This is a genomic window from Leuconostoc sp. LN180020 (genome assembly GCF_014844115.1).
Taxonomy (GTDB): domain Bacteria; phylum Bacillota; class Bacilli; order Lactobacillales; family Lactobacillaceae; genus Leuconostoc; species Leuconostoc citreum.
The window spans coordinates 287,717-300,240 of sequence record NZ_CP039736.1 but is presented as its reverse complement, the minus strand read 5'-3'; the positions used below and the strand labels follow the sequence as shown (position 1 = coordinate 300,240).

Sequence of the window (12,524 nt, the reverse complement as noted above, 5' to 3'; positions counted from 1 at the left end):
TTTCTGGTCGAGTAATAAAGGGGCAATATTTCCCACAAATCGGCAGCACGAGCTGAAAAAAACTATGAAAAATAAATAAAATTCGTTATAATTATCTTAGTAAATCACGCCTCATACGGCAGAAAAACATGCACAAGACCCTTGTTAGCATGTTAGAGAAAGAGAGACTCATATGTCAGAACCAAATAATGTTCTTTTTAATACAGCTAATCTAACAGATTCAGCTGTCATTTACGATAAGTTTTCGAAGGCAGAACAACAGTTTTCTGTGCAAAAAGACAAGACTTTCTATATTACGACACCAATTTATTACCCATCCGGAAAGTTACAATTAGGGAATACCTATACTACAGTATTGGCTGATGCTGCAGCGCGCTATCATCGTTTGCTTGGTGAACAGGTGCATTTTTTGACGGGAACGGATGAGCACGGCCTCAAAATCCAGCAAAAGGCAGAGGCAGCTGGCACGTCTGAGATTGCTTATCTTGATGGTATGGCTAAGCAAATTAAAGACTTGTGGCAACTGATGGACATTTCATATGATGATTTCATTCGGACCACGGAGGAACGTCACGAGAAGGCCGTCCAAAAAATCTTTAATACATTGTTTGAAAAGGGCGACATTTACAAAGGGGAGTACGAAGGCTGGTACTCTGTTTCTGATGAGGAATACTTTACTGAATCACAATTAGCAGAAGTATATCACGATGATGCTGGGAAAATGATTGGTGGTAAAGCACCTTCAGGTCACGAAGTAGAGTTAGTTAAAGAAGAAGCTTATTTCTTCAAAATGAGCAAGTACGCTGATTGGCTGTTAGATTATTATAAGACACATCCTGAATTCATCCAACCAGAAGCGCGCATGAACGAGATGATCAACAACTTTATTGCACCGGGTCTTGAAGATTTGGCTGTGACACGTACAGCTGTTGACTGGGGTATTCCAGTACCAGGGGATGAAAAGCATGTTATCTACGTTTGGATCGATGCTTTGTCAAACTATATTACAGCATTAGGATATGATTCTGATAATACAGACTTATTTGATAAATTTTGGCCAGCAAATGTGCAGCTTGTTGGTAAAGAAATCGTTCGTTTCCATACCATTTATTGGCCGATTATGTTGCATGCTCTTGGATTGGAATTACCAAAGTCAGTGATTGGACATGGTTGGTTGGTTATGAAAGATGGCAAGATGTCAAAGTCCAAGGGAAACGTAATCTATCCGGAAGTGCTTGAGGCACGTTATGGTCTGGACGCTGTCCGTTACTATTTGTTACGTGCCATGCCTTTTGGAAATGATGGTGTCTTTACACCAGAAGACTTTGTGGCCCGAGTCAATTTTGATTTAGCTAACGATCTTGGTAATTTGTTGAACCGTACAGTTGCTATGATTAATAAATATGAACATGGTGTTGTGCCAGAATTGCACACCGGTAAAACGGACTTTGATGAAGATCTTGTCCGTACAGTTGAAGATGCTATTGCAGACTACAATAGATATTTCCAAGACATGCGTACAGCTGATGCACTAGAGAGCGTTTGGACGATTATTCGCCGGGCAAATAAGTATATTGATGAAACGCAACCGTGGGTATTAGCTAAAGATGATACGCAAAAGGTCGTTTTGTCTAATGTTATGGCACATCTTGCGGCAGCCTTGCGAGTTGTTGCTGTATTGTTACAGCCTGTATTAACACAAGCACCAAAGAAAATTTATGAACAGCTTGGATTCACTTATCCAGAAAATGGCGTACGTATTGCTGGCTTAACTTTCGGTAAATTACCAACGGGTGGCACAGTGGTCAAAAAGGGCGAACCAATTTTCCCACGCCAAGATGTAACGGAAGAAGTTGCCTTCATTTCCGGCTTAGTATCAAAAGATACCAAAGGCAAAGGCCGTGCTGCCAAGGAAGCGGCCAAGCAGGCAGCCAATGAGGCACCGCAAGAACCTAAACGGGATTTGATTACTTATGATGATTTTGCCAAAGTGAAAATTTTAGCCGCTAAAATTGTTGCCGGAGAACTTGTTGACAAGTCAGAAAAGTTATTGAAGTTTACACTTGATGATGGTTCTGGCAAGCCACGTCAAATTTTATCAGGTATTCGCAAATGGTACCCTAATCCAGAAGTGCTCGTCGGCAAGACAGTTGCCATTGTTGCTAATATGAAGCCACGTAAAATGGCGGGTGAGGTGTCAGAAGGTATGATTCTATCAGCCGAAAAGAATGACATTGTTACTGTGACAATATTACCCGACACGATTGTGGCTGGTTCTGGAATTGAATAATAGCATTTATGCCAAGATGTTTTGACGCATCTTGGCATAAATTTTATGCTGAGTAGCAAATAGGAGATGTGATGAATACAGCAGATAAGTTACTATACTTGTTAATTCAGGCCGACGGCTGGGTATCGGGGGAATTGATTGCCCAAAGTCTTGGTATGACACGTACATCTATATGGAAGTCTGTACAAAAATTAGAAGCACAAGGGCACACGATAGAAAGTGTCCGCGGGCAGGGTTATCGTTATGTTGAAGGGGCTAAAATATCAGTTGCTGGTATAGAAAAATATCTCAAACAACATGTGAATCTGGAAGTTTTTGATACCATTGATTCAACAAATATCTACGCCAAGGAAAAGCTTGGTTCACGTGAAATTAACGAGACCACAGTACTGGTGGCTGAACAACAAACAGGCGGTGTTGGCCGTTTAGGTAGGCAATTTTTTTCACCCAAAGATACAGGATTATATGTCACATTTGCGTTACCATTAGATTCACATAGTGCGGTCAATCCTGGGCGATTAACAACAAGCACAGCGGTCGCAACATCAAAAATGGTAAAAGAATTGTTTAATATCGACCTAGAATTCAAGTGGGTTAATGATTTGATTTACCATAACCGTAAGGTTGGTGGTATTTTAACTGAGGGCACCATCGATATTGAAAGCCAACAATTTTCGTCTTTAGCTGTTGGTGTTGGGATGAACTTGGCTGTTCCGGCAACAGGTTTCCCCGAAACAATCAGTCAAAAGGCTGGGGCGTTAGTCGACAAATTAACTGTGTCGCGAAACCAAGTCGTTGCCACGCTAATTAATTATTTTTTTGATATGTATGCTGACTATCAAGATGGTCGGTATATCGACCAGTATCGCCAACGTGTGGTTGGGATTGGGCAACAAGTGGAAGTACAACGTGGCCAGACACACATTAATGGTGTTATTAAAGAGATTGATGAAGACGGGCGTTTGGTAGTAGATACTGAAACAGGGTTAGCATATATTAATTCTGGTGAAATTACTAAGTTAATGTTGCCAAACAACGGGTATAAAGGCTAAACAGTATTTTCTCCTTATGACTAAGGAAAAGTGTAGGTTTATCTTTTAAAGTTCACTCAATCACAATGTTGTGATTGAGAGTTGTTTTTTACGGCTATTGATGTGACAATATACAGGCTATTTTATCATTTGACTATATTTTTTGTTTGTGAATCATCGAGGTAAAAGTACTTGTGCGCGCTAGCTTTTGACGATGGAAAATCTGGTGGCGTGTTAATTATCATGCTATTTCATGTTGTCGTATAACGAACGGTGGCAATCGTTTGTGTTGTGCTTTCGTTCGCTCAATCGCTAACTTTGTGCTATAATATTGGTGTTGACATAAGTCAAAAATTTTTGGAGGATCTAAACACATGACTGTTAAGATTGGTATTAACGGATTTGGACGTATTGGCCGTTTGGCTTTCCGTCGTATCCTTGAATTGTCAGATACAGCTTCAGATATTGAAGTGGTTGCAATTAACGATTTAACTTCACCCGAAATGTTGGCATACTTGTTGAAGTATGACTCAATTCATGGTGTGTTGAAGGCAGAAGTTTCATCAGATGAAACAGGTATCATCGTTGATGGTAAGCACTACACAGTTTACGCAGAACGTAATGCTGCTGACCTAAAGTGGGTTCAAAATGATGGCGTTGAATATGTATTGGAAGCTACTGGTTTCTACACATCAGCCGAAAAAGCACAAGCTCACTTGGATGCCGGTGCCAAGAAAGTTTTGATTTCTGCACCAGCAGGTAAGGTACCAACAGTTGTTTACGGCGTTAACCAAGACATTTTGAAGGCAGAAGACAAGATTGTTTCTGCTGGTTCATGCACAACGCAATCATTGGCTCCAATGGCAAATGCTTTGTCAAAGGAATTCGGTGTTAAGACTGGTTTGATGTTGACAGTGCACGCATACACTGCTTCACAAAGCTTGCAAGATGGCCCTAAGAGCTCAAACTTTGCAAAGCGTCAAGCTAACCGCGATGCTGCATCAAACTCATTGCCACACTCATCAGGTGCTGCCAAGGCTATCGGTCTTGTTGTGCCTGAATTGGATGGTAAGTTGACTGGTTCAGCTATTCGTGTCCCTGTTCCTGCAGGTTCAATCACTGAATTGTCAGTTATTTTGGAAAAAGAAGTAACTGTAGAAGAAGTTAACGCAGCTATGAAGAAGTATGAATCAGATTCATACGGTTACAATGGTGATGGTTTGGTATCAACAGACATCATCGGCGACACACACGGTACAGTATTTGATCCTACACAAACTGAAATCGTTTCAGGTGAAGATGCACAACTTGTTAAGGTTGCTGCATGGTATGATAACGAATACGGCTTCACTTCAAACATGATCCGTACATTGTTGCACTTCGCTACATTGTAATTTGATTGTTTCGTTTCATTAAAAGAAGACCTACTTGTGTAGGTCTTTTTTGTGTTGTGTCGGTATTTTTTACCAATCTATGCTATACTTTATTCAGCTATTTGAAAGAGGTTTTGTTTGTGAAAGTTGCGTTTTCATCAGATAATCATTTTGATCTCAATAAGTTGGATGTCCAGCGGATGATGCACATTCAAGCATTATATTTGTTGAATCATGCGGTAGATATTTATGTGATTGCCGGTGATTTATTTAATGATTTTAACCAATCGTTAAAATTTGCGCGCGACATGCAAGAAGCCCTGGGTGATAAAATGTTGATTCGATTTATTGCCGGCAATCATGATATGGGTTATGGAGTGACTTACGAAGAGTTAGAAAGTGATATTGATCCCTTGTACTTTCATAATAAGTTCATTGATTTAACACCAGAAGTTCGCTTGATTGGCAATAACGGTTGGTACAATTATGATTTTGTTGGTGATGATTACACAGAAGAGCAGATTGCACAATTTAAGGCGGCGTTCTGGTATGATCGCCGAATTAAACAACCTGTTTCAGATAAAGAGCGCTTTAATCGTAATATGTCACAGTTGTCAGAACAGTTAAAAGCTGCAGGGCAGAAGCAAACTGTCGTTGTGTCACATTTTGTTCCCCGACGTGACTACATTAAACGTTTTCCAAACGGTAATACGCGACTAGATATGGCTAACGCGCTACTGGGAAGTGAACAGGTCGGCCGTATCTTAGATAAATCATATACGATTAATACAATTACCGGCCATCTGCACTTACACCCCGCCCCATTAAAAGTTGGCAATAATGTTTATTACAATGTTGCTGTTGGCTATAACACATCGCGTGTTCATGAATGGGCATCAGATGATTTTATTTCTGAGTGGCAGCAACGATTAATTATTCTTAATTTTTAAGCACCTATAGCGGGTGCTTTTATTAATTCTTAAAAATTAGTTTGACTATCGAAATAAATCATGAGATAATTTGACTATTATATATTTCGATTATCGAAGTATTTGACGAAAGGAAATGTGTTTTGGCTAAGTGCTTTTTTAGTCAAATCATGCTAGTGAATTATGCCAGTTCTTACAACAACAGAAATTATGGATCTTATTCCCAATCGTTATCCCATTCTCTATATGGATTACGTTGAGGAGATGGTACCAGACGAATCAATTGTAGCGGTTAAAAACGTCACAATTAATGAACAATTTTTCCAAGGTCATTTTCCAGGCAATCCAGTAATGCCAGGTGTTCTAATTATTGAATCACTTGCCCAAGCCGCCTCAATCTTGATTTTGTCTTCACCCCAATTTAAAGGTAAGACAGCTTATATGACAGGTATTGATGACGCCAAGTTCAAGAAAATGGTTGTACCTGGTGATGTTTTGAAGTTGCATGTTACTTTTGGTAAGCTTCGCGCAAATATGGGGAGCGTGATTGTGGAAGCAAAAGTTGACGGGAAGACAGCAACATCGGCAGAGCTGATGTTCGTTGTTGCACCAGATGAAACTAATGAATGAAACAGTACCAGTAAATTTTGAATCGTTAAACGGTGAATTAGTTGATGTTTTCAATAATGTGATGTGGATTGAAGAAGCTGCCTTAAAGCAGAGTGATTTTTCAGATATTACTTTGAAAGATATGCACACCATTGATGCTGTTTCGATGTACTCGGAGAAAAGTGCATCACAGGTAGCAAAGATTGTACACTTAACACCCAGTGCGATGACGACTGCCATCGATAAATTAGTCGATAAAGGTTATATTGAGCGACGACGATCTAACAAAGATCGTCGCGTTGTTCGTTTGGGGTTAACACACAAGGGACGAGTGGTTTATCGTGCACATCAAGGATTTCATCGTGATTTAACACATAATTTGTTAAAAGACATGGCACCGCAAGAGACCGTTATTGTCCAACGAGCCATCCATAATTTGGTATGTTATTTAGCAAATGTTATTAAACATTAAATAGGGGAAGCCATGGAACACCTAAAAATTGTGGCATCAGCAAGGCAAATTCCAAGTCGACAGGTGACTAATGACGAGTTGAGCACGATGATGGACACAAATGATGAATGGATACACAGTAGAACTGGCATTCATCAACGTAATGTTGTTGTCACTGAAAACACCAGTGATTTAGCTACGAAAGTGGCAGAAAAGCTGCTTGAGCAGACAGGGACGACGGCAGAGAGTATCGATTTTATTATTGTCAGTACAATGTCACCAGACGCCTTGTCACCTAGTACTGCAGCGATTGTTCAAGGCGCAATCGGCGCCAATCAGGCGTTTGCTTTTGATTTGAGTGCGGCTTGCTCCGGATTAGTTTATGGTTTGAGTGTTGCCACAAGTTTATTAACGCGTTATCGACGCGGTATTGTAATTGGTGCCGAAGTGTTATCAAAATTAGTCGATTGGCATGACCGAACAACGGCTGTATTATTCGGCGATGGCGCTGCTGGTGTAATGATTGAACGCACATCAGATGCAATTGGCCTAGCTGGTGAAGAACTACGTACTTTTGGTGATAAGGGGGGAAATTTAGTTGCCGGACAATTTGGCAACAGTAACCCTTTCTCTGGTGAAATATCTAGTTTAGATCCATATTTTCACCAGAATGGTCGAGAAGTTTATAATTTTGCCACGCGTGAAGTGCCTGAAGCGTTAGAAAGTGCTTTGAAAAAGGCGAAAGTGGCTGCTGATGATGTTGATTTCTACTTATTACATCAAGCAAATGCAAGAATTGTGTCATCTATTGCTAAGCGCTTTGGACAACCAATTGAGAAATTCCCGATGAATATGGGAACTAATGGCAATACGAGCGCAGCAAGTATTGGTATTTTATTAGATGAGTTAAGAGAAGCTGGAATTATTCATCCTGGCCAAACAATTGCCTTTGTTGGCTTTGGCGGTGGCTTAACAGTTGGCGCTCAAATTTGGAAAATCTAAAATAATCGGTGTAGATCGGCTGCACCGTAAAAATCTAACGACAATACATAAAACGAATATTAGGAGACTTATAATGACAGATGCAGAAATTTTTGACAAGGTTAAGGAAATCTTGGTTGACCAATTTGATTTGGAAGAAGACGAAGTAACGCTTACAACAGATTTGACAAATGATATCGATGCCGATTCATTGGACTTGTTTGAAGTGTTGAACCGTGTTGAAGATGATTTCGACATTAAGTTGGCTGTTGCCGAAGATATCAAGACAACCCAAGATTTGGTTGACAAGGTTAAGGAACAATTGGCAGCTTAATGTATCAAGTGATCAGCTATGGTCACGTACATAATTATATTCAAAGGAAAACATAATGGTAGTAAACGTAGACAACCCAATTTTTAAAAAGTTAGGCATGAAATACCCAATTGTTGAAGGCGGGATGACGTGGGCCGGAACAGGTGCATTAGCAGCAGCAATTTCTGAAGCTGGTGGCCTTGGATTTATTGGTACTGGTTATTGGCACGGCGAAGATGTACGCCGAGAAATTAAGCGTGTGAAATCATTGACAGATAAGCCTTTTGGCGTTAATGTGATGTTGTTGAGTCGTCATATCCGTGAAGTATTTGATGTTATCATCGAAGAAGGCGTTAAAGTTGTGGCAACAGGTGCAGGTGATCCATCACCTTTCTTAGATGAATTGCATGCTGCTGGGATCATTGTTATGCCTGTTGTACCGTCTGTTTCTCTCGCCAAAATGATGGAGAAAAAGGGTGTTGACGCTGTTATTGCAGAAGGTATGGAGTCTGGTGGTCATATTGGTATGTTGACAACAATGGCTTTGGTGCCTCAGGTTGTTGACGCCGTTGATATTCCAGTGATTGCAGCTGGTGGTATTGGGGATGGTCGTGGTGTTGCGGCTGCCTTCATGCTAGGTGCTGCCGGAGCACAAATGGGAACACGTTTCCTAACAGCAACTGAATCAGAAATTCATCCTAACTTTAAAGCGAAAATTTTGAAAGCTAAAGATATTGATACGATTGTAACTGGTAACTTATTAGGTAATCGTGCACGTGTCTTGAAAAATAAAATGGCCAAAAACTTCGTTAAAAATGAAGTTAACGAATTACAAAAAGAAAAGCCAGACGCTGCTGCTATCGAAAAATTGGAATCAGGCACACTGCGTTGCGCAGTGCAAGAAGGCGATAAGGAAGGCGGAGCCTTTATGGCCGGCCAAATTTCAGGCTTAATTAAAGATGAAAAGCCGGCTGCTGATATTTTGTCTGATATTTGGACACAAGCTACCGGTGTAATGGGTATTGAGAATAAAACACTATCATAAGTTTAGAAGGCGTACAGTCTTCGTAAATAGATAGTATACGGGGTTAAACATGAAATTAGGTATTTTATTTAGTGGTCAAGGGGCACAGAAAGCCGGTATGGGTTCTGACTTGTATGACGCACTACCAGGTTATCAAGAAACGATTGATCGCGCATCAAATATATTGGGTTATGATTTACAATCAGTTGCTAATGATGATAGTAAAATTTCTCAAACAGCATATGCACAACCTGCTATTCTTGCAATGAGTACGGCGATTGTAAATGCTTTGGGCGACGCGTTACCAACACCACTTGCGGGATTGGGATTAAGTTTGGGAGAATATTCGGCTTTGACAGCTGCTGGTGCATTATCGTTTGACCAAGCAGTTGCTATTATCAAAGACCGGGGCATTTATATGCAGACTGCTGGTGAAGCTAATCCTGGTAAAATGGTCGCTGTGATGGGAGACAATCAACAATTAGTTGAAGATGTGCTGGCAAAATTACAGTCAGAGGGTAAGCGCGTTTATCCGGCTAATTACAATACCTTTGCACAGTTGGTCATTGGTGGTGTGGCGGCTGATGTTGATGTAGCAATGACAGCATTAACTGAAGCAGGCATTCAGCGTATGGTTGAATTACCGGTATCTGGTGCATTTCATACACCATTGTTGACTCAAGCAGCAACGCAGTTAACTGAGCGTCTAACTAATGAAACGTTCGCCCCATTTAATTACCCCGTTTACTCAAATACCACCGGTGAAGCATTTTCAACGGATACCTTATTTGATACATTAACGAAGCAAATTATTTCACCAACCTACTTTGCACAAGCACTACAACGTATGTTGGATGATGGCGTTGATACCTTCATAGAAGTTGGCCCATCTGACACTTTAATTAAATTTGCAAAGAAAATCGCGCCAAAGGACGTCAAGCGCTATGCGATAACAGATTTGGCAAGCTTCAATGATGTCCGCGATATGCTATTAGCCGAAAAGGAGCAATCACAAGCATGACAGATTTTACTAACCAAACAGTCTTAGTTACAGGATCATCACGTGGTATTGGTTTGGCAATTGCCAAAGCTTTTGATGCCGCTGGTGCGCAATTAATTTTACATGCACGTTCAGAAATTAAGCCAGAAGTGTTAGCTGAATTTAAGCAAAAGCCACAGACATTGCAATTTGATATTGCCGATGCAGAAGCTGCGGAAGCAAGTATCAAAGCACTTTATAAGCAAGAGGGCTTTGAAGGTATCGACGTTTTGGTCAATAACGCTGGGATTACTAAAGATCAACTTGCTATGGCAATGGCACCAGCTGACTTTGCTAATGTCGTTAATGTCAATTTGAATGGTACCTTTAATGTCACACAACCTATTTTCAAAAAAATGATTCGTCAAAAGCATGGGGCTATTATTAACTTAAGTTCTGTTGTAGGACTCATGGGTAACATGGGTCAAATTAATTATGCTGCTTCAAAGGCTGGTATTATTGGCTTTACAAAGTCATTAGCCAAAGAAGGTGCGCGGCGTGGTATTCGTGTCAATGCGATTGCGCCAGGCATGATTGTGTCAGATATGACAGCAGTGCTACCTGAAGAGACACAGGCTGAAATATTGAAAAATATTCCTTTGTCTCGATTTGGTGAGGCTTCTGAAGTAGCAGATGTCGCTTTGTTCTTGGCAAGCAACACATACATTACTGGGCAAACATTGACAGTTGATGGTGGATTGTATATTTAATTAATGAAGGAGAATAACATGTCACGAGTAGTAATTACTGGTCTTGGTGCAGTAACACCACTTGGAAACGATGCAGAAACGTTTTTAAATGGTATCTTCAACGAAGAAATTGGTATTAAGCCAATTACAAAGTTTGATGCAAGCGAGACAGGAATCACAGTAGCAGGTCAAGTTGATGGGTTTGATCCAGCACAACGTGTTGGTAAACGTGATGCACGTAAGTTGGATTTATTTTCACAATACGCAATTGATGCAGCCGATCAAGCTTTGGAAAATGCTGGATTGAAAGCCCCTGAAGGTTCTGAAAATCCAACAACAGTTAAAGATCCAACACGTTTTGGTGTTATTTTAGGAAATGGTATTGGTGGTTTGACGACTATCCAAGAACAAGTGATTAAAATGCACGACAAAGGGCCACAACGTGTTAGCCCACTATTCGTGCCTGAATCTATTCCAAACATGGTGTCTGGTAACGTATCATTACGTTTTGGTGCCAAGGGTGTGAATTATACAGTCGTCACTGCTTGTGCTTCGGCTACTAATGCCATTGGAGAGGCGTTCTGGCGTGTACAATCAGGCAAGGCTGATGTCATGTTGACTGGTGGGTCTGAAGCCACTGTCAACGAAATTGGTATTGCTGGTTTCGCAGCTTTGACTGCTTTGTCAACAGAAACAGATCCAACTGAAGCATCAAAACCATTTGATAAGAACCGTCATGGCTTCGTATTAGGCGAAGGTTCTGGTATTTTGGTGATTGAAAGCCTTGAACATGCTCAAGCTCGTGGCGCAAATATTTTAGCTGAATTGGTTGGTTATGGTGCATCTTCAGATGCATACCATATGACTTCACCATCGCCTGATGGCGAAGGTGCAGCACGTGCCATCAACGATGCACTACGTGATGCATCACTTGAACCAAACCAAATTTCATATATCAATGCTCATGGTACAGCTACAGGGGCTAATGATTCTGGTGAAGCACATGCCATTGCGACAGTCTTTGGTGAAAATACTGTGCCTGTTTCTTCAACAAAGGGTATGACAGGACACTTACTAGGTGCTGCAGGTGCTATTGAAGCATTGATTTCGGTTGGCGCTATTGATCGTGGCCAATTGCCTGTTAACGTTGGTGTTGATGAACAAGATGATGATACTAAAGTCGTTAACTTAGTAACAAAAGTAACACAAAACCAAGCACCTGAATATGTTATGAGCGCGAACTATGGCTTTGGTGGTCATAATGCAGTTATAATTTTCAAAAAATGGTATGAAGAGGCGTAATTCATGAGTTTAACAATCGAAGAAATTCGTAGTTTAATAGCGGATTTAGAAAACAGTTCACTACGTGAATTCCAAGTTTCTGATGGTGATTTTAATTTACACCTGTCAAAGAATGAAAATGTTGCACCTGTTAGCCCAGTTGCAGCACCAGCACCTGTGGCAGCTGCCCCAGTAGCAGCGGTAGCTGAACAAGCTGCTACGCAACCAGTAGCTGCTCCTGAACAGGCTGGTACTAAAATTGTTGCACCTATGGTCGGTACGGTTTATCTACAACCTAAGCCAGACGCACCTATGTTCAAGAAAGTTGGCGATAAAGTTGCGGTTGGTGAAACCGTTGCAATTATTGAAGCTATGAAATTGATGACAGAAATTCACAGTGAAGTTTCTGGGACTATTTCTGATATTCTTGTTGAAAACGAAGAAGTGGTTGATTATAATAAGCCACTCTATGTTGTGACAGAAGATTAATCAAAGCGGTTTTAACCGCGTACAT

At 40.7% G+C, this 12,524-nt stretch carries 13 protein-coding genes; all 13 read left to right on the top strand.

The genetic code is table 11. The features are described 5' to 3' along the window. Positions 1-172: 172 nt before the first annotated feature. The 13 genes from metG (at position 173) to accB (ending at position 12,499) form a co-directional block, all read left to right on the top strand. On the top strand, positions 173-2,290 hold the full coding sequence (gene metG, locus FAZ25_RS01565) for a methionine--tRNA ligase (RefSeq protein WP_146972533.1): 2,118 nt from the start codon (positions 173-175) through the stop codon (positions 2,288-2,290). A gap of 71 nt (positions 2,291-2,361) precedes the next feature. Next, positions 2,362-3,342: a biotin--[acetyl-CoA-carboxylase] ligase gene (locus tag FAZ25_RS01560; RefSeq protein WP_040189856.1), complete on the top strand. Its 981-nt coding sequence runs from the start codon at positions 2,362-2,364 to the stop codon at positions 3,340-3,342. A 353-nt stretch (positions 3,343-3,695) separates the two neighbouring features. Then, on the top strand, positions 3,696-4,715 hold the full coding sequence (gene gap, locus FAZ25_RS01555) for a type I glyceraldehyde-3-phosphate dehydrogenase (RefSeq protein WP_004901157.1): 1,020 nt from the start codon (positions 3,696-3,698) through the stop codon (positions 4,713-4,715). Between the two features lie 119 nt (positions 4,716-4,834). Then, a complete protein-coding gene (locus tag FAZ25_RS01550; protein WP_004904336.1) occupies positions 4,835-5,644 on the top strand; it encodes a metallophosphoesterase in 810 nt (269 codons plus the stop codon). A gap of 162 nt (positions 5,645-5,806) precedes the next feature. Continuing rightward, positions 5,807-6,253, top strand: a complete 447-nt coding sequence (gene fabZ / locus FAZ25_RS01545) for a 3-hydroxyacyl-ACP dehydratase FabZ (RefSeq protein WP_004901151.1) — start codon at positions 5,807-5,809, stop codon at positions 6,251-6,253. After that, positions 6,246-6,704 carry a MarR family winged helix-turn-helix transcriptional regulator gene (locus tag FAZ25_RS01540; RefSeq protein ID WP_004907458.1) on the top strand — a complete coding sequence of 153 codons (459 nt, stop codon included), beginning with the start codon at positions 6,246-6,248 and terminating at the stop codon, positions 6,702-6,704. The genes fabZ and FAZ25_RS01540 overlap by 8 nt, the downstream gene beginning before the upstream one ends. Positions 6,705-6,716: 12 nt before the next feature. After that, positions 6,717-7,685 carry a beta-ketoacyl-ACP synthase III gene (locus FAZ25_RS01535; protein WP_048801791.1) on the top strand — a complete coding sequence of 323 codons (969 nt, stop codon included), beginning with the start codon at positions 6,717-6,719 and terminating at the stop codon, positions 7,683-7,685. Between the two features lie 73 nt (positions 7,686-7,758). Continuing rightward, positions 7,759-7,998 carry an acyl carrier protein gene (locus tag FAZ25_RS01530; RefSeq protein ID WP_004904335.1) on the top strand — a complete coding sequence of 80 codons (240 nt, stop codon included), beginning with the start codon at positions 7,759-7,761 and terminating at the stop codon, positions 7,996-7,998. A gap of 55 nt (positions 7,999-8,053) precedes the next feature. After that, complete coding sequence (locus FAZ25_RS01525; protein ID WP_004901137.1) at positions 8,054-9,022, top strand: nitronate monooxygenase; 969 nt, start codon at positions 8,054-8,056, stop codon at positions 9,020-9,022. A 49-nt stretch (positions 9,023-9,071) separates the two neighbouring features. Further along, positions 9,072-10,022 (top strand): ACP S-malonyltransferase, encoded by a 951-nt coding sequence (locus tag FAZ25_RS01520; protein ID WP_004901133.1) that lies wholly within the window; start codon positions 9,072-9,074, stop codon positions 10,020-10,022. Next, positions 10,019-10,750: a 3-oxoacyl-ACP reductase FabG gene (gene fabG / locus FAZ25_RS01515; RefSeq protein ID WP_004901131.1), complete on the top strand. Its 732-nt coding sequence runs from the start codon at positions 10,019-10,021 to the stop codon at positions 10,748-10,750. Before FAZ25_RS01520 ends, fabG begins: the two co-directional genes overlap by 4 nt. A gap of 18 nt (positions 10,751-10,768) precedes the next feature. Then, complete coding sequence (fabF, locus tag FAZ25_RS01510; protein WP_048801792.1) at positions 10,769-12,031, top strand: beta-ketoacyl-ACP synthase II; 1,263 nt, start codon at positions 10,769-10,771, stop codon at positions 12,029-12,031. Between the two features lie 3 nt (positions 12,032-12,034). Continuing rightward, positions 12,035-12,499 carry an acetyl-CoA carboxylase biotin carboxyl carrier protein gene (gene accB, locus FAZ25_RS01505; protein ID WP_004901127.1) on the top strand — a complete coding sequence of 155 codons (465 nt, stop codon included), beginning with the start codon at positions 12,035-12,037 and terminating at the stop codon, positions 12,497-12,499. Positions 12,500-12,524 lie beyond the last annotated feature (25 nt).